Annotated in this window: 30 protein-coding genes; all 30 read left to right on the forward strand. The window is 42.9% G+C overall.

Features of this window, described 5'->3' with window-relative positions; translation table 11 throughout:
• Positions 1-320: 320 nt before the first annotated feature.
• Positions 321-692 (forward strand): 30S ribosomal protein S12, encoded by a 372-nt coding sequence (rpsL, locus tag ADP71_RS12655; RefSeq protein WP_019959478.1) that lies wholly within the window; start codon positions 321-323, stop codon positions 690-692.
• Between the two features lie 106 nt (positions 693-798).
• Positions 799-1,269: a 30S ribosomal protein S7 gene (rpsG, locus tag ADP71_RS12660; protein ID WP_019959479.1), complete on the forward strand. Its 471-nt coding sequence runs from the start codon at positions 799-801 to the stop codon at positions 1,267-1,269.
• A gap of 18 nt (positions 1,270-1,287) precedes the next feature.
• Positions 1,288-3,393, forward strand: a complete 2,106-nt coding sequence (gene fusA, locus ADP71_RS12665) for an elongation factor G (protein WP_171461199.1) — start codon at positions 1,288-1,290, stop codon at positions 3,391-3,393.
• Between the two features lie 83 nt (positions 3,394-3,476).
• Entirely contained in the window at positions 3,477-4,667 is a 1,191-nt protein-coding gene (gene tuf, locus ADP71_RS12670; RefSeq protein ID WP_058305387.1) for an elongation factor Tu, read from the forward strand.
• A 15-nt stretch (positions 4,668-4,682) separates the two neighbouring features.
• Entirely contained in the window at positions 4,683-4,994 is a 312-nt protein-coding gene (rpsJ, locus tag ADP71_RS12675; protein WP_019959443.1) for a 30S ribosomal protein S10, read from the forward strand.
• A 155-nt stretch (positions 4,995-5,149) separates the two neighbouring features.
• On the forward strand, positions 5,150-5,785 hold the full coding sequence (rplC, locus tag ADP71_RS12680; protein ID WP_019959442.1) for a 50S ribosomal protein L3: 636 nt from the start codon (positions 5,150-5,152) through the stop codon (positions 5,783-5,785).
• A complete protein-coding gene (gene rplD / locus ADP71_RS12685; RefSeq protein ID WP_019959441.1) occupies positions 5,785-6,405 on the forward strand; it encodes a 50S ribosomal protein L4 in 621 nt (206 codons plus the stop codon). Before rplC ends, rplD begins: the two co-directional genes overlap by 1 nt.
• Positions 6,402-6,713, forward strand: a complete 312-nt coding sequence (gene rplW / locus ADP71_RS12690; protein ID WP_026353710.1) for a 50S ribosomal protein L23 — start codon at positions 6,402-6,404, stop codon at positions 6,711-6,713. Before rplD ends, rplW begins: the two co-directional genes overlap by 4 nt.
• A gap of 11 nt (positions 6,714-6,724) precedes the next feature.
• Complete coding sequence (gene rplB / locus ADP71_RS12695; protein WP_019959439.1) at positions 6,725-7,561, forward strand: 50S ribosomal protein L2; 837 nt, start codon at positions 6,725-6,727, stop codon at positions 7,559-7,561.
• 4 nt (positions 7,562-7,565) lie between these two features.
• Positions 7,566-7,841, forward strand: a complete 276-nt coding sequence (gene rpsS / locus ADP71_RS12700; protein WP_019959438.1) for a 30S ribosomal protein S19 — start codon at positions 7,566-7,568, stop codon at positions 7,839-7,841.
• Positions 7,842-7,851: 10 nt separating this feature from the next.
• Complete coding sequence (gene rplV / locus ADP71_RS12705) at positions 7,852-8,181, forward strand: 50S ribosomal protein L22 (RefSeq protein ID WP_019959437.1); 330 nt, start codon at positions 7,852-7,854, stop codon at positions 8,179-8,181.
• Positions 8,182-8,190: 9 nt separating this feature from the next.
• The gene (gene rpsC, locus ADP71_RS12710) at positions 8,191-8,892 is read left to right on the forward strand and encodes a 30S ribosomal protein S3 (RefSeq protein WP_019959436.1); all 702 of its coding nucleotides are present in this window, start codon (positions 8,191-8,193) and stop codon (positions 8,890-8,892) included.
• Positions 8,876-9,292 (forward strand): 50S ribosomal protein L16, encoded by a 417-nt coding sequence (rplP, locus tag ADP71_RS12715; RefSeq protein ID WP_019959435.1) that lies wholly within the window; start codon positions 8,876-8,878, stop codon positions 9,290-9,292. The genes rpsC and rplP overlap by 17 nt, the downstream gene beginning before the upstream one ends.
• On the forward strand, positions 9,292-9,483 hold the full coding sequence (rpmC, locus tag ADP71_RS12720; protein WP_019959434.1) for a 50S ribosomal protein L29: 192 nt from the start codon (positions 9,292-9,294) through the stop codon (positions 9,481-9,483). The genes rplP and rpmC overlap by 1 nt, the downstream gene beginning before the upstream one ends.
• Complete coding sequence (gene rpsQ, locus ADP71_RS12725) at positions 9,483-9,746, forward strand: 30S ribosomal protein S17 (protein ID WP_019959433.1); 264 nt, start codon at positions 9,483-9,485, stop codon at positions 9,744-9,746. Before rpmC ends, rpsQ begins: the two co-directional genes overlap by 1 nt.
• A gap of 183 nt (positions 9,747-9,929) precedes the next feature.
• Positions 9,930-10,298, forward strand: coding sequence for a 50S ribosomal protein L14 (gene rplN / locus ADP71_RS12730; protein WP_019959432.1), 369 nt, complete (start codon positions 9,930-9,932; stop codon positions 10,296-10,298).
• Positions 10,299-10,310: 12 nt separating this feature from the next.
• A complete protein-coding gene (gene rplX, locus ADP71_RS12735) occupies positions 10,311-10,634 on the forward strand; it encodes a 50S ribosomal protein L24 (RefSeq protein WP_019959431.1) in 324 nt (107 codons plus the stop codon).
• Positions 10,635-10,649: 15 nt separating this feature from the next.
• Positions 10,650-11,189 carry a 50S ribosomal protein L5 gene (gene rplE / locus ADP71_RS12740; protein WP_019959430.1) on the forward strand — a complete coding sequence of 180 codons (540 nt, stop codon included), beginning with the start codon at positions 10,650-10,652 and terminating at the stop codon, positions 11,187-11,189.
• A 3-nt stretch (positions 11,190-11,192) separates the two neighbouring features.
• On the forward strand, positions 11,193-11,498 hold the full coding sequence (gene rpsN, locus ADP71_RS12745; RefSeq protein ID WP_019959429.1) for a 30S ribosomal protein S14: 306 nt from the start codon (positions 11,193-11,195) through the stop codon (positions 11,496-11,498).
• Between the two features lie 18 nt (positions 11,499-11,516).
• Complete coding sequence (rpsH, locus tag ADP71_RS12750) at positions 11,517-11,909, forward strand: 30S ribosomal protein S8 (protein ID WP_019959428.1); 393 nt, start codon at positions 11,517-11,519, stop codon at positions 11,907-11,909.
• Positions 11,910-11,922: 13 nt separating this feature from the next.
• On the forward strand, positions 11,923-12,456 hold the full coding sequence (rplF, locus tag ADP71_RS12755; RefSeq protein WP_019959427.1) for a 50S ribosomal protein L6: 534 nt from the start codon (positions 11,923-11,925) through the stop codon (positions 12,454-12,456).
• Between the two features lie 14 nt (positions 12,457-12,470).
• Positions 12,471-12,824, forward strand: a complete 354-nt coding sequence (gene rplR, locus ADP71_RS12760) for a 50S ribosomal protein L18 (protein WP_019959426.1) — start codon at positions 12,471-12,473, stop codon at positions 12,822-12,824.
• A 21-nt stretch (positions 12,825-12,845) separates the two neighbouring features.
• On the forward strand, positions 12,846-13,355 hold the full coding sequence (rpsE, locus tag ADP71_RS12765; RefSeq protein WP_019959425.1) for a 30S ribosomal protein S5: 510 nt from the start codon (positions 12,846-12,848) through the stop codon (positions 13,353-13,355).
• 1 nt (position 13,356) lies between these two features.
• Complete coding sequence (gene rpmD / locus ADP71_RS12770; RefSeq protein ID WP_019959424.1) at positions 13,357-13,542, forward strand: 50S ribosomal protein L30; 186 nt, start codon at positions 13,357-13,359, stop codon at positions 13,540-13,542.
• Between the two features lies 1 nt (position 13,543).
• Positions 13,544-13,981, forward strand: coding sequence for a 50S ribosomal protein L15 (rplO, locus tag ADP71_RS12775; protein WP_019959423.1), 438 nt, complete (start codon positions 13,544-13,546; stop codon positions 13,979-13,981).
• A gap of 11 nt (positions 13,982-13,992) precedes the next feature.
• Positions 13,993-15,306 carry a preprotein translocase subunit SecY gene (secY, locus tag ADP71_RS12780; protein WP_026353709.1) on the forward strand — a complete coding sequence of 438 codons (1,314 nt, stop codon included), beginning with the start codon at positions 13,993-13,995 and terminating at the stop codon, positions 15,304-15,306.
• A 1-nt stretch (position 15,307) separates the two neighbouring features.
• Entirely contained in the window at positions 15,308-15,526 is a 219-nt protein-coding gene (gene infA / locus ADP71_RS12785; protein ID WP_019959421.1) for a translation initiation factor IF-1, read from the forward strand.
• An 18-nt stretch (positions 15,527-15,544) separates the two neighbouring features.
• A complete protein-coding gene (rpmJ, locus tag ADP71_RS12790; protein ID WP_003697674.1) occupies positions 15,545-15,658 on the forward strand; it encodes a 50S ribosomal protein L36 in 114 nt (37 codons plus the stop codon).
• A gap of 51 nt (positions 15,659-15,709) precedes the next feature.
• Positions 15,710-16,072: a 30S ribosomal protein S13 gene (rpsM, locus tag ADP71_RS12795; protein WP_019959420.1), complete on the forward strand. Its 363-nt coding sequence runs from the start codon at positions 15,710-15,712 to the stop codon at positions 16,070-16,072.
• 19 nt (positions 16,073-16,091) lie between these two features.
• Complete coding sequence (rpsK, locus tag ADP71_RS12800; protein ID WP_019959419.1) at positions 16,092-16,487, forward strand: 30S ribosomal protein S11; 396 nt, start codon at positions 16,092-16,094, stop codon at positions 16,485-16,487.
• Positions 16,488-16,495: the final 8 nt, after the last annotated feature.

Here is a 16,495-nt window from a genome sequence, read left to right on the forward strand (position 1 = left end):
TCCTGTAAAACATTTACAGGACGCTTTTTTATGGGTATGTATTATAGAGATTGAATGAAAAAAATATTAAAAATCAAGGTAATAAATTTTACTCTTTCAAGGATATGAATGCCAAGGTTGGCAGCGTCCTGTAAGGCTTTGCCAAATTTGATTGAATTTAAAACTCGGGTTTATTTTTTGGCAAGGCATTTATCTGTATCAAATTAGGTTAAAAAACAATCAAATATGCGCTGGTTGATTTGACTTGATGATTCAATAGCGTCTATAATTTCGCCCTTGCTGGCATGGTGCCAGTAGTTTTTCAATGGGAACTTAAATAAATGCCTACTATTAACCAGTTGGTTCGCAAAGGCCGTCAAAAACCGGTTTATGTGAACAAAGTGCCTGCTTTGGAAGCATGTCCACAAAAACGCGGTGTATGTACTCGTGTTTACACTACTACACCTAAAAAACCTAACTCTGCATTGCGTAAAGTATGTAAAGTGCGTTTGACTAACGGTTTCGAAGTGATTTCGTATATCGGTGGTGAAGGCCATAACTTGCAAGAGCATAGCGTTGTATTGATTCGTGGCGGTCGTGTAAAAGACTTGCCGGGTGTGCGTTACCATACTGTTCGTGGTTCTTTGGACACTGCTGGTGTTAAAGACCGTAAACAAAGCCGTTCTAAATACGGTACTAAACGTCCTAAGTAATTGGCTTTTGACGTGGGTTGCCCGTTTGGGTAATCGAGTAAGTGCTTATCTCTGATGAATAAGCCAGAGCAATGATGCTCAACTGAATAGAATGTAAGGAATTAAAATGCCAAGACGTAGAGAAGTCCCTAAACGCGAGATTTTGCCTGATCCTAAATTCGGTAGCACCGAATTGTCTAAATTCATGAACGTTGTGATGATTGACGGCAAAAAATCAGTTGCAGAGCGTATTATTTATGGCGCTTTGGAACAAATCGAAAAGAAATCTGGTAAGCCAGCGATCGAAGTATTCGAAGCTGCTATTGCTAATGCGAAACCAATCGTGGAAGTGAAAAGCCGCCGTGTCGGTGGTGCTAACTATCAAGTTCCCGTTGAAGTTCGTCCGTCACGTCGTTTGGCGTTGGCAATGCGCTGGGTACGCGATGCGGCTCGTAAACGTGGTGAAAAATCAATGGACTTGCGTTTGGCAGGCGAATTGATGGATGCAGCTGAAGGCCGTGGTGGCGCGTTGAAAAAACGTGAAGAAGTTCACCGTATGGCTGAAGCGAACAAAGCGTTCTCTCACTTCCGTTTCTAATTTAAAAAGGCGACAACCGTGGCTCGTAAAACCCCTATTTCGCGCTACCGTAATATCGGTATTAGCGCACATATTGACGCCGGCAAAACGACTACTTCAGAACGTATCTTGTTCTACACTGGCATGACTCACAAATTGGGTGAAGTTCATGACGGCGCAGCAACAACTGACTGGATGGAACAAGAGCAAGAGCGTGGTATTACCATTACTTCTGCTGCTGTGACCACATTCTGGAAAGGTATGGACGGTACGTTGCCTGAATACCGTTTCAACGTGATTGACACTCCAGGACACGTAGACTTTACTGTTGAAGTAGAGCGTTCTATGCGTGTATTGGACGGTGCGGTAATGGTTTACTGTGCTGTAGGTGGTGTACAACCTCAGTCTGAAACTGTATGGCGCCAAGCCAATAAATACCAAGTGCCTCGTTTGGCATTTGTAAACAAAATGGACCGTCAAGGTGCTAACTTCTTCCGTGTGGTTGAGCAAATGCAAACTCGTTTGCGTGCTAACCCAGTACCAGTAGTGGTACCTATCGGTGCAGAAGATAGTTTCCAAGGTGTGGTTGACTTGTTGAAAATGAAAGCCATTTTGTGGAATGATGCCACTCAAGGTTTGACTTTTGACTATGCTGACATTCCTGCTGACTTGGTTTCTGTTGCTGAAGAATGGCGCGAGAAAATGGTTGAAGCTGCGGCTGAAGCCACAGAAGATTTGATGGAAAAATACTTGGGCGGTGAAGAATTGACCGAACAAGAAATCGTTGAAGCTTTGCGTACTCGTACTTTGGCTGGTGAAATCCAACCTGTATTGTGTGGTTCTGCATTTAAAAACAAAGGTGTACAACGTATGTTGGACGCAGTTGTTGAATACTTGCCAGCACCGACTGACATTCCTGCAGTAGCGGGTGTTTCTCCTAAGACTGACGAGGCTATGACTCGTGAAGCATCTGATGAAGAGAAATTCTCTGCGTTGGCATTCAAATTGATGAATGACAAATATGTAGGTCAGTTGACGTTCATCCGTGTTTACTCAGGCGTATTGAAGTCTGGTGATACTGTAATCAACTCAGTAAAAGGCACTCGTGAGCGCGTGGGTCGTTTGGTACAAATGAAAGCCAACGATCGTGAAGAAATCGAAGAAGTACGCGCTGGTGACATCGCTGCTGCAATCGGTTTGAAAGACGTGACCACTGGTGAGACTTTGTGTGCTGAAGATGCTCCGATCATCTTGGAACGCATGGAATTCCCAGAGCCTGTAATTCACGTGGCTGTTGAACCAAAAACCAAAGCTGACCAAGAAAAAATGGGCTTGGCTTTGAACCGTTTGGCTAAAGAAGATCCTTCTTTCCGCGTTAAAACTGACGAAGAGTCTGGTCAAACTATTATCTCTGGTATGGGTGAATTGCACTTAGAGATTTTGGTTGACCGTATGAAACGTGAGTTCGGCGTTGAAGCTGCAGTAGGCGCGCCTCAAGTGGCTTACCGTGAAACCATCCGCAAAGCAGTGGAAGTGGAAGGCAAACACGTTAAGCAGTCTGGTGGTAAAGGTCAATACGGTCACGCTGTGATCAAATTGGAGCCTTTGGAACCAGGTGGTGTGGGTTACGAGTTCTTGGACGAGATCAAAGGTGGTGTGATTCCTAAAGAATTCATCCCTTCTGTTGACAAAGGTATTCGTGATACTTTGAACAGCGGTATCTTGGCTGGTTACCCAGTAGTGGACGTTCGCGTTCGCTTGGTATTCGGTTCTTACCATGATGTTGACTCTTCGCAAATCGCATTTGAATTGGCTGGTTCTATGGCATTCAAAGAAGGTATGCGTCGTGCGAGTGCTTGCTTGTTAGAGCCTATCATGGCTGTAGAAGTGGAAACTCCAGAAGACTACATGGGCGATGTAATGGGTGACTTGAACCGCCGTCGTGGTATGGTATTGGGCATGGACGATGATGGTATTGGCGGCAAAAAAATCCGCGCAGAAGTACCATTGAAAGAAATGTTCGGCTACTCTACTGACTTGCGTTCAGCGACTCAAGGTCGTGCAACTTACTCTATGGAATTCAAGAAATACGCTGAAGTTCCTAACAACGTTGCCGAAGAAATCATTGCTAGCCGCAAAGGTTAATTATTTTTAACGAGTTAAGCGTCCTGTAAATGTTTACAGGCCGCTTTCTAAATACTCATTGTTCTTTACAAGGAATTAGTCAAATGGCTAAAGAAAAATTTGAACGCAGTAAACCACACGTAAACGTGGGTACAATTGGTCACGTTGACCATGGTAAAACTACTTTGACTGCTGCTTTGTGCACAGTATTGTCTAAAGCATTTGGTGGTGCTGCTAAAGCTTACGATCAAATCGACAACGCGCCTGAAGAAAAAGCACGTGGTATTACCATTAATACTTCACACGTTGAATACGAAACTGAAACTCGTCACTACGCTCACGTAGACTGTCCAGGTCACGCCGACTATGTTAAAAACATGATTACTGGCGCGGCTCAAATGGATGGCGCGATTTTGGTATGTTCAGCAGCTGATGGTCCTATGCCACAAACTCGTGAACACATCTTGTTGGGTCGTCAAGTAGGCGTGCCTTACATCTTGGTATTCATGAACAAATGTGACATGGTTGACGACGAAGAGTTGTTGGAATTGGTTGAGATGGAAATCCGTGACTTGTTGTCAAGCTACGACTTCCCAGGCGACGACTGCCCAATCATCAAAGGTTCTGCATTGAAAGCCTTGGAAGGCGACCAATCAGCAATCGGCGAACCAGCAATCTTGGAATTGGCTGCAGCTTTGGATTCTTACATCCCTACTCCAGAACGTGCTGTTGACAAACCATTCTTGTTGCCAATCGAAGACGTGTTCTCTATTTCTGGTCGTGGTACTGTTGTGACTGGTCGTATCGAGCGCGGTATCGTTAAAGTTGGTGAAGAGATCGAAATCGTTGGTTTGAAAGACACTGTTAAAACAACTTGTACGGGCGTTGAGATGTTCCGTAAATTGTTGGACGAAGGTCAAGCTGGCGACAACGTAGGTGTATTGTTGCGTGGTACTAAACGTGAAGACGTTGAGCGTGGTCAAGTATTGGCTAAGCCAGGTACTATCAAACCTCACACTACATTTACTGCTGAAGTTTACGTATTGTCTAAAGAAGAGGGTGGCCGTCATACTCCATTCTTCGCTAACTACCGTCCACAGTTCTACTTCCGTACAACTGACGTAACTGGTGCAGTTACTTTGGGTGAAGGCGTGGAAATGGTTATGCCAGGTGAAAACGTGTCAATCACTGTTGAATTGATTGCACCTATCGCTATGGAAGATGGTTTGCGCTTCGCGATTCGTGAAGGTGGTCGTACCGTTGGTGCTGGTGTTGTAGCATCTGTAATCAAATAATTTAGGAATATTGAGATGAAAAACCAAAAAATCCGTATTCGCTTGAAAGCTTATGATTACAGCTTGATCGATCATTCTGCTCAAGAAATCGTTGAGACTGCTAAACGTACTGGTGCTGTGGTTAAAGGTCCAATTCCTTTGCCTACAAAAATCGAACGTTTCAACATCTTGCGTTCTCCTCACGTTAACAAAACTTCTCGTGAACAGTTGGAAATCCGCACTCACTTGCGTTTGATGGATATCGTTGATTGGACTGATAAAACCACAGATGCTTTGATGAAATTGGACTTGCCAGCAGGCGTTGATGTAGAAATCAAAGTGCAATAATTATACAGATTTGCAATATTTTAATTTAAAACATTGATTTAAGTTGAAGTGTTGTAGTATGATTGCGGACTCAGCAATTATTTATAACTTGCTGAGTTCGTTTTTTATACATTAGCCAATCAATCGTAATTGGTGCCTTTAATTAAGGAATAAACATGAGTTTAGGTCTGGTAGGGCGCAAAGTAGGCATGACTCGCGTGTTCGACGAACAGGGTGCATCTGTTCCAGTAACCGTGTTGGAAATGACTGCTAACCGCGTCACTCAGGTTAAAACCAAAGACACAGACGGCTACGAAGCTGTTCAAGTGACTTTTGGTTCAAAAAAAGCGAATCGTGTTAACAAAACAGAAGCTGGTCACTTTGCAAAAGCAGGTGTTGAAGCTGGTTCTGGTTTGATCGAATTCGCAATCGAAGCTGGTGAATTGAAAGCTGGCGACGTTATTGAAGTGTCGATGTTTGAAGCTGGTCAGTTGGTTGATATCACTGGCACTTCTAAAGGTAAAGGCTTTGCCGGTACCATCAAACGTCATAATTTTGATTCTCAACGTACTTCTCACGGTAACTCACGTTCTCACCGTGTACCAGGCTCTATCGGCCAAGCACAAGACCCAGGTCGCGTGTTTAAAGGCAAGCGCATGGCTGGCCAATATGGTAACACTAAATCAACTGTACAAAACTTAGTGGTTGTACGTGTTGATGCAGAACGCAACTTACTGTTGGTAAAAGGTGCAGTACCTGGCTCGATTAACAGCGATGTCGTGGTGCGTCCTAGTGTGAAAGCGGGTGCGTAATGGAATTGAAATTAATCAACGCTAACGGCGAAGTTGCGGGCAATGTGGCTGCTTCTGATGCTTTGTTTGGTCGTGAATACAACGAAGCTTTGGTACACCAATTGGTGACTGCTTACTTGGCGAATGCTCGTTCAGGTAACCGTGCACAAAAAACCCGTGCTGAAGTAAATCACTCTACTAAAAAACCTTGGCGTCAAAAAGGTACCGGTCGCGCGCGTTCTGGTATGACTTCGTCTCCAATCTGGCGTAAAGGTGGCCGTGCGTTCCCTAACAAACCTGATGAGAACTTCACTCAAAAAGTGAACCGCAAAATGTTCCGCGCTGGTATCGCGACTATTTTGTCTCAATTGGTGCGTGATGATCGCTTGGTAGTAGTTGAAGATTTGACTGTTGATTCTCCAAAAACCAAAGCTTTCGCTGAACAAGTGAAAAATATGGGTTTGGAACAAGTGTTGTTCTTGACTACACAATTGGATGAAAACGTATTTTTATCTAGTCGCAACTTGCACAATGTTTTGGTTTTAGAAGCTCATCAAGCTGATCCTTATAGCTTATTGCGCTTTAAGAAAGTTGTGTTGACTAAAGCAGCAGTTGCACAATTAGAGGAGCAATGGGCATGAATCAAGAACGTTTAATGAAAGTGATTCTGGCACCTGTTGTTTCAGAAAAAAGCAATATGATTGCTGAAAAACGCAATCAAATGACTTTTAAAGTGTTGCCTAATGCAACCAAAACTGAAATCAAAGCAGCTGTTGAATTGTTGTTCAGTGTTCAAGTGGCTTCTGTGACTACCACGACTACTAAAGGCAAGAAAAAACGCTTTGGCAGTTCTTTTGGTAAACGCAGCGACGTGAAAAAAGCGTATGTTAGCTTGGTTGAAGGTCAGCAATTAGACTTAGAAACCGCAGCAGCCGCTTCTGCAGAATAAGGAAAAGTGAAATGGCTATTGTTAAAATGAAGCCGACTTCTGCTGGCCGTCGCGGCATGGTCCGTGTAGTCACTGAAGGTCTGCACAAAGGCGCTCCTTACGCTCCTTTGTTAGAAAAACAAAACTCTACCGCTGGTCGTAACAACGGTGGTCGTATTACTACTCGTCATAAAGGTGGTGGTCACAAACATCATTACCGTATGATTGACTTCAAACGTAACAGCAAGGACGGTATTCCGGCAACTGTTGAACGTATTGAATACGATCCAAACCGCACTGCGCACATCGCTTTGTTGTGCTATGCAGACGGTGAACGTCGTTACATCATCGCTCCACGTGGTTTGAAAGCTGGTGCACAAGTTGTTTCTGGTGCTGAGTCTGCGATTAAAGTAGGTAATACTTTACCTATTCGCAACATCCCAGTTGGTACTACCATCCACTGTATCGAAATGAAACCAGGTAAAGGCGCGCAAATTGCTCGCTCCGCTGGTACTTCAGCGATGTTGTTGGCTCGTGAAGGCATTTACGCTCAATTGCGTTTGCGTTCAGGCGAAATCCGAAAAATTCACGTTGATTGCCGTGCAACCATCGGTGAAGTGGGTAACGAAGAGCAAAGCTTGAAGAAAATCGGTAAAGCTGGTGCTAATCGCTGGAAAGGCATTCGTCCTACCGTACGCGGTGTGGTAATGAATCCAGTAGATCACCCACACGGTGGTGGTGAAGGTCGTACCGGTGAAGGTCGTGAGCCAGTTAGCCCATGGGGTACTCCAGCTAAAGGCTACCGCACCCGTAGCAACAAACGCACGAATAACATGATTGTTCGTCGCCGCTTTTCAAATAAAGGGTAATTAGATGGCACGTTCATTGAAAAAAGGTCCTTATGTAGACCTGCACTTGCTGAAAAAAGTTGATACAGCACGTGCAACCAGCGACAAGCGTCCAATCAAAACTTGGTCTCGTCGCTCTACTATCTTGCCTGACTTTATTGGTTTGACCATTGCTGTACACAACGGCCGTACTCACGTGCCTGTTTACATCAGCGACAACATGGTTGGTCACAAATTGGGCGAATTCGCGTTCACTCGCACTTTTAAAGGCCATTTGGCTGATAAAAAAGCTAAGAAATAAGGAGTGAATGATGAAAGTATCTGCACAACATAAAAATGCACGTATTTCTGCGCAAAAAGCTCGCTTAATTGCTGACTTGATTCGCGGTAAAGATGTTGCTTCTGCTTTGACTATTTTGCAATTTGCGCCGCAAAAAGCAGCTGAGTTGACTTATAAAGTATTGGGCTCTGCAATTGCCAATGCTGAACACAACGAAGGTGCTGACATCGATGAATTGAAAGTGGTTGAAATTTTCGTTGACAAAGGCCCAAGCTTGAAACGTTTCTCAGCTCGTGCTAAAGGTCGCGGTAACCGCATTGAAAAACAAACTTGTCACATCACTGTGACCGTTGGTAACTAAGGAAAAACAATGGGACAAAAAATCAACCCAACTGGTTTCCGATTAGCGGTGAACAAAGATTGGTCTTCAAAATGGTTTGCTAAAACTAGCGAGTTTCCAACTGTTTTGAAACAAGATATCGACGTTCGCAACTACTTGCAAAAACGTTTGAAAAATGCTTCAGTTGGTCGCATCGTGATTGAGCGCCCTGCTAAGTCAGCAAAAATTACCATTTTCACTGCCCGTCCAGGTATCGTGATTGGTAAAAAAGGCGAAGACATTGAAGTGTTGAAACGTGACTTGCAAAATTTATTGGGTTTGCCAGTTCATGTGAACATTGAAGAAATTCGCAAGCCTGAGTTGGATGCAAAAATCATTGCTGACAATATTGCTAGCCAATTGGAAAAACGTGTAATGTTCCGTCGTGCCATGAAACGCTCTATGCAAAATGCAATGCGTGCTGGTGCGAAAGGTATCAAAATCATGTCTTCAGGTCGCTTGAATGGTATCGATATCGCTCGTAGCGAATGGTATCGTGAAGGCCGAGTGCCTTTGCATACTTTACGTGCTGACGTTGATTATGCAACAAGTGAAGCGTTGACTACCTACGGTATCATTGGCATTAAAGTTTGGGTTTACAAAGGTGAAGCTGGTTCTCAACCACAAGTAGCTGCAAAACCTGAAGAAAAGAAAAACGGAAAGGCAGGTCGTCGAAATGCTGCAGCCAACTAGACTGAAATATCGTAAACAACACAAAGGTCGTAACACTGGTGTTGCGACTCGTGGTAACAAAGTAAGCTTTGGTGATTTCGGTTTGAAAGCAACTGGCCGTGGTCGTTTGACTGCACGTCAGATCGAAGCTGCTCGTCGTGCGATGACCCGTCATATTAAACGTGGTGGTCGTATTTGGATCCGTGTTTTCCCAGACAAACCAATTACTGAAAAACCTGCTGAAGTTCGTATGGGTGGCGGTAAAGGTTCTCCAGAGTACTGGGTAGCGGAAATTCAACCAGGTAAAATGCTGTACGAAATGGATGGCGTGTCAGAAGAGTTGGCTCGTGAAGCATTCGAATTGGCAGCAGCAAAATTGCCTATTTCTACTGTTTTTGTAGTTAGACAGGTAGGTCAATAATGAGTGCTAAAAATTTACACGACAAATCTGTTGAGCAATTAAATGAAGAATTGATGAGTTTGTTGAAAGCTCAGTTCGGTTTGCGTATGCAAGCTGCAACGAATCAATTGCAAAAAACCAGCGAAATTAAAAAAACTCGCCGTGAAATTGCTCGTATTAAAACCATTTTGAGCCAAAAGGTTGGTCAATAATGAGCGAAAAGAAAAATGTTCGTACATTAACCGGTAAAGTGGTTAGTGACAAAATGGACAAAACCGTTGTTGTTTTGGTTGAGCGTAAAGTGAAACACCCTTTGTACGGTAAAGTAATTCGCCGTTCAAACAAGTTTCATGCTCATGATGAAAACAATGAGTATGCGGTTGGTGACGTGGTAACGATTGCAGAATCGCGCCCATTGTCTAAAACCAAAACTTGGGTTGTTGCCACTTTGGTGGAAAAAAACAACACCATTTAAGTTTTAGGTGCTATCAAGAGGCGAATACTTGCTTAAATCAAAAGATTAGGGTAAGATTCGCTTCTTATAGTTTTGTCTATCCCTTCGGGATCCAAGACTGGTTCATCTAAACCCTTATTGGGTGCTCAAGCAAATGGCTTGATAGATTGTTGAATTAAGTTGGGTATATAAAGGTAATCTACAATGATACAAATGCAGACCATGCTTGATGTGGCTGATAACTCTGGTGCGCGCCGTGTAATGTGCATCAAAGTTTTGGGTGGCTCTAAACGCCGCTACGCTACTGTTGGCGACATCATTAAAGTGACTGTTAAAGATGCGGCGCCTCGTGGCCGTGTTAAAAAAGGTGACGTTTACAATGCAGTGGTAGTTCGTACTGCTAAAGGTGTTCGTCGTGCTGATGGCGCGTTGATCAAATTTGATAACAATGCAGCAGTTATCTTGAACAACAAATTAGAGCCAATGGGTACTCGTATTTTTGGCCCAGTAACACGTGAATTGCGTAACGAACGCTTCATGAAAATCGTTTCATTAGCGCCTGAAGTGTTATAAGAAGGATTTATCATGGCTAAAATTAAATCAGGTGATCAAGTTATTGTGATCACAGGCAAGAACAAAGGCGCTACTGGTAAAGTTTTGCGTGTTTTGGATGGTAAAGTAGTGGTTGAAGGTGTTAACGTTGTTAAACGTCACCAAAAACCTAATCCAATGCGCGGCGTTGAAGGTGGTATCGTTTCTAAAAACGCACCAATCAATGTTTCAAATGTAGCGATTTTTAATCCTGAAACCAAAAAAGCTGATCGCGTTGGTATCAAATTAGTTGAGACTGAAGGCAAAGTTAAACGCGTTCGCGTGTTTAAGTCTAACGGCGCTCAAATTGACGCGTAATAAGGTGAGATAAAAATGGCACGTTTAAGCGACTTTTACAAAGAAACCGTGGTTCCAGAGTTGATGAAACAATTCAACTACGAATCTGTAATGCAAGTACCACGCATTGAAAAAATCACCTTGAACATGGGTGTTGGTGAGGCTGTTGCAGATAAAAAAGTAATGGATCACGCTGTTTCTGATTTGGAAAAAATTGCTGGTCAAAAACCAGTTGTAACTTTGGCTCGCAAGTCAATCGCGGGTTTCAAAATCCGTGATAACTACCCAGTGGGTTGTAAAGTGACTTTGCGTCGCGAACGCATGTTTGAATTCTTGGATCGTTTGATTACCATCTCTTTGCCTCGCGTGCGTGACTTCCGTGGTGTGAATGGTAAATCATTTGATGGTAGCGGTAACTTCAACATGGGTGTACGCGAACAAATCATTTTCCCTGAAATTGAATATGACAAAATCGATGCATTGCGTGGTTTGAATATTACGATTACTACTACTGCACAAACTGATGAAGAAGCGAAAGCTTTGTTGTCATTGTTCAAATTCCCATTTAAAGGTTAATTCATGGCTAAGAAAGCACTAATTAATCGTGAATCAAAACGTGAAGCATTGGCTATTAAATATGCTGCTAAACGTGAAGCGATTTTCGCTGTCATTAATGACGAAAGCGCTACTGCGGAAGAACGTTTTGAAGCTCGTTTAAAATTCCAAAGCATTCCTCGTAATGCAATGCCAGTTCGCCAACGTCGTCGTTGTGCATTGACTGGTCGCCCTCGTGGCACTTTCCGTAAATTTGGTTTGGCTCGTACCAAGGTTCGCGAAATCGCAATGCGTGGCGAAATTCCTGGTGTGATTAAATCAAGTTGGTAATGAATGAGGGCTTAAGATATGAGTATGCATGATCCGATTTCTGATATGTTGACCCGCATTCGCAACGCTCAACGTGTAAATAAAAACACGGTTGCAATGCCATCTTCAAAAATCAAAACTGCTATTGCGCAAGTTTTGAAAGAAGAAGGTTACATTGAAGATTACAGCGTTGCTGGTGAAGTTAAAGCAACCTTAGAAATTCAATTGAAGTATTACGCAGGTCGTCCTGTAATCGAGCACATTCAACGTGTTTCTCGCCCAGGCTTGCGCGTATACAAAGCGGCTAACGAAATTCCTTCAGTAATGAATGGTTTAGGCGTGGCTATTGTTAGCACCTCTAAAGGTGTAATGACTGATCGTAAAGCACGTGCCAACAGTGTTGGTGGCGAATTGCTTTGCGTAGTAGCATAAGGAGTGTTGTTTAATGTCTCGCGTTGCTAAAAGTCCAGTTGTTATCCCTGCTGGTGTAGAAGTAAAGTTTGGTACTGAAGTTTTGACTATCTCTGGCAAAAATGGCGAATTGTCATTGCCTTTGTCTCAAGACGTAAACATTGCTTTGGAAGAAGGTCAATTGACTTTCACTCCTAATAATGACAGCAAACATGCTGGCGCCATGTCAGGCACTTTACGTGCTTTGGTAAACAACATGGTTAAAGGTGTTGCTGAAGGTTTTGAGAAGAAATTGCAATTGATTGGCGTGGGTTACCGCGCGCAAGCTCAAGGTCAAATCTTGAACTTGTCATTGGGTTTCTCTCATCCTGTTGCTTATGAATTGCCAGAAGGCGTAACTGCGGTTACTCCATCTCAAACTGAAATTGTTATTTCTGGTGCTGACAAGCAAAAAGTTGGTCAAGTAGCTGCCGAAGTTCGTGGTTATCGTCCTCCTGAGCCTTATAAAGGCAAAGGTGTTCGTTATGCAGACGAAAAAGTGGTTATTAAAGAGACTAAGAAAAAATAATTGAGGCTCGATAAATGAATAAAAAAGTTGCAAGACTCCGCCGTGCACGTAAAACCCGTGCCAAAATTGCGGGCTTAGGTATTGAAAGATTGAGTGTTTATCGTTCAAACAATCACATTTATGCCCAAATTATCTCTGCTGAAGGCGACAAAGTGTTGGCTCAAGCATCTACAGTTGAAACTGCAGTACGTGGCGACTTGAAATCAGGTAGCTCTGTTGAAGCAGCTCAATTGGTTGGTAAACGCATTGCAGAAGCAGCTAAAGCTGCTGGTGTTGAAAAAGTTGCGTTTGACCGTGCTGGTTTCAAATACCATGGTCGTGTAAAAGCATTGGCCGATGCTGCCCGTGAAAACGGTCTCAGTTTCTAATAGTAAGTTTGGAGTTTACAAATGGCAAAACACGAAATTGACGATCGCGGCGATGGCTTAATTGAAAAGATGGTCGCAGTCAACCGCGTGACTAAAGTGGTTAAAGGTGGCCGTATTATGGCTTTCTCAGCACTAACAGTAGTTGGTGATGGTGATGGTCGTATTGGCATGGGTAAAGGTAAATCTAAAGAAGTACCTGTTGCCGTTCAAAAAGCAATGGATCAAGCTCGTCGCAACATGATCAAAGTACCTTTAAATGGTACAACCATTCACCACGCAGTGGTTGGTAAACATGGCGCTACTAAAGTGTTCATGCAACCTGCTAAAGAAGGTAATGGTGTGAAAGCTGGTGGTCCTATGCGTTTGGTATTTGATGCTATGGGTATCCATAACATCTCTGCTAAAGTACATGGTTCTACTAACCCTTACAACATTGTTCGTGCTACTTTGGATGGCTTGAGCAAATTGTATACACCTTCAGATATTGCTGCTAAACGTGGCTTAACTGTTGATGAAATTTTAGGTGAATAAGATGACTGAGACTAAAAAAATCAAAGTCACTTTGGCTAAAAGCTTAATTGGCTGTATCGAAAAACACCGTGCTTGTGCACGTGGTTTGGGTTTGCGTCACCGCGAACATACTGTAGAAGTGTTAGACACTCCAGAAAACCGCGGCATGATCAACAAAATTTCTTATTTGTTGAAAGTGGAGGATTAAGATGCAATTAAATACCATTAAGCCAGCTGAAGGTGCTACTCACTACGCTCGTCGCGTAGGTCGTGGTATTGGTTCAGGTTTAGGTAAAACTTGTGGTCGTGGTCATAAAGGCCAAAAAAGCCGTAAAGGTGGCTTCCATAAAGTAGGTTTTGAAGGCGGTCAAATGCCTTTGCAACGCCGTTTGCCTAAACGTGGTTTCCGTTCAGTAACTGCTAAGTTTAACGACGAAATCACTTTGTCACAATTGAACAATTTGCCAGTTAGTGAAGTTGATTTGTTGGCTTTGAAACAAGCTCAAATCATTTCTCAAAATGCTAAAGTAGTAAAAGTTATTGGTACAGGTCAAATTGAACGTGCAGTTCAATTAGGTGCTGGTATCAAAGCGACTGCTTCTGCTAAAGTGGCGATTGAAGCTGCTGGCGGCAAATTGTCTGATTAAGGTCTATATTGATGGCAAACCCAAAAAACTCTGGTTCTACTAAGTTTGCCGACCTGAAACAACGCATCTTTTTTTTAATAGGTGCGTTGGTAGTTTTTAGGATCGGTGCTCATATCCCTGTACCCGGTATCGATGCGTCTACCTTAACTCAATTGTTTAATAGTGCCAATAATGGTTTACTTGGCATGTTGAACATGTTTGCAGGTGGCTCATTGGAGCGGTTCTCTATTTTTGCCATTGGCATTATGCCTTATATTTCAGCATCAATTATTATACAATTGGCTTCTGAAATGGTTCCTTCTTTAAAAGAACTCAAAAAAGATGGTGAGGCAGGGAAGCGTAAAATTACCAAGTACACGCGTTACGCCACAGTACTTTTGGCAACAGCGCAAGCATTTGGTACAGCAGTATTTTTGTATAATCAGCCAGGTATGGTTGTTACTCCGAAGATCGAGTTTTTTGTATCGACCATTATTTGCTTGGTAACAGGCACTATGTTCTTGATGTGGTTGGGTGAGCAAATCACTGAACGTGGCATCGGTAACGGTATTTCCTTAATTATCTGCGCAGGTATTGCCGCAGGTATTCCAGCTGGTATCAGTCAATTATTGACTTTGATTAGTCAGGGTTCAATGAGCTGGTTCACAGCGTTGTTAATTGTAGTTGGTGCGTTGGCATTGGTATATGCTGTAGTATTTGTAGAGAGTGCCCAGCGTAAAGTAAAAGTAGAATATGCAAAACGCCAAGTAGGCAATAAAGTCACTCAAGGTCAATCGACCTTTATGCCATTTAAGTTAAATATGGCTGGTGTGATTCCTCCTATTTTTGCGTCTAGTATTATTTTGTTTCCAACCACAATTTTAAGTTGGTTCGGTGCAGATGATCAGTTATCTTGGTTTGGTAAAGTAGCGGGCTATTTACAACATGGCCAGCCTCTATTTATCATTTTCTTTGCTTGTGCCATCATATTCTTTTGTTATTTTTACACGGCTTTGGTATTCAGCCCGCGTGAAATGGCAGAGAATCTGAAAAAGAGTGGTGCGTTTATCCCAGGTATTCGCCCAGGCCAACAAACATCTGCATATTTAGAAAAAGTAGTACTCAATTTGACATTCTTTGGTGCAATTTATATTGCTATTGTGTGTTTGATTCCTGAGTTTTTGACTAGCGCAGTTAATGTGCCGTTTTACTTAGGTGGTACTTCTTTGTTAATTATGGTGGTTGTGACCATGGACTTTAGAACACAAATTGCGTCTTATGTCATGAGCAGCCAGTACGATAGTTTGATGAAACGCTCGCAAGAGCGTTTGGGTGGTAAGCGATAAAATGGCTAAAGAAGATACGATACAAATGCAAGGTGAAGTGTTGGAGATGTTACCCAACGCAACCTTTAAAGTGAAATTGGAAAATGACCATGTGGTATTGGGTCATATTTCAGGTAAAATGCGTATGCATTATATTCGGATTTCTCCTGGTGACAAAGTTACTGTGGAGATGACTCCTTATGATTTAAGTCGTGCGCGAATAGTATTTAGAACCAAATAGTGCGAAAGGATTCATCAGATGCGTGTTCAGCCTTCTGTGAAAAAGATTTGTCGTAATTGTAAAATCATTCGACGTAATCGCGTGGTACGTGTAATTTGCACAGACCCACGTCACAAACAACGTCAAGGTTAATTTTTTAAACCTTTTCTGATATAATAGGCAAATTTGCCTTAAGGAATAACTATGGCTCGTATTGCTGGGGTTAACATCCCTAACAACGCCCATATCGTAATTGGCTTGCAAGCCATCTATGGTATTGGTTTGACTCGTGCCCAATTGATCTGTGATCAAGCAGGCATTGCTACTACTACTAAAGTAAAAGATTTGACTGAAGAGCAGTTGGATGTTTTGCGTGAGAAAGTAGCTCAATTTGAAGTTGAAGGTGACTTGCGTCGTGAAGTGACTATGAACATCAAACGTTTGATGGACATGGGTTGCTATCGTGGTATGCGTCATCGTCGCGGCTTACCTTGCCGTGGTCAACGCACTCGCACCAATGCTCGTACCCGTAAAGGTCCGCGTAAAGCGATTGCCGGTAAGAAATAATTAAAAGGAATTAATTAGAATGGCTAAAGCAAACACAGCTACGCGTGTGCGCAAAAAAATACGTAAAACCGTATCTGAAGGCATCGTGCACGTTCACGCATCTTTCAACAATACGATTATTACCATCACAGATCGTCAAGGCAATGCGTTATCTTGGGCTACCTCTGGCGGTGCTGGTTTTAAAGGTTCACGTAAAAGCACACCATTTGCAGCACAGGTTGCTGCAGAAGCAGCTGGTAAAGTTGCCCAAGAGTATGGTGTTAAAAACTTGGAAGTTCGTATCAAAGGCCCTGGCCCTGGTCGCGAATCTTCAGTACGTGCACTGAATGCTCTTGGATTCAAAATTACCAGCATTTCTGATGTGACGCCTATTCCGCACAACGGATGCCGTCCACCGAAAAAACGTCGAATTTAATCCGGAGT

Origin of the sequence: Vitreoscilla sp. C1, assembly GCF_002951955.2 — a bacterium.
Lineage (GTDB): Bacteria > Pseudomonadota > Gammaproteobacteria > Burkholderiales > Neisseriaceae > Vitreoscilla > Vitreoscilla stercoraria.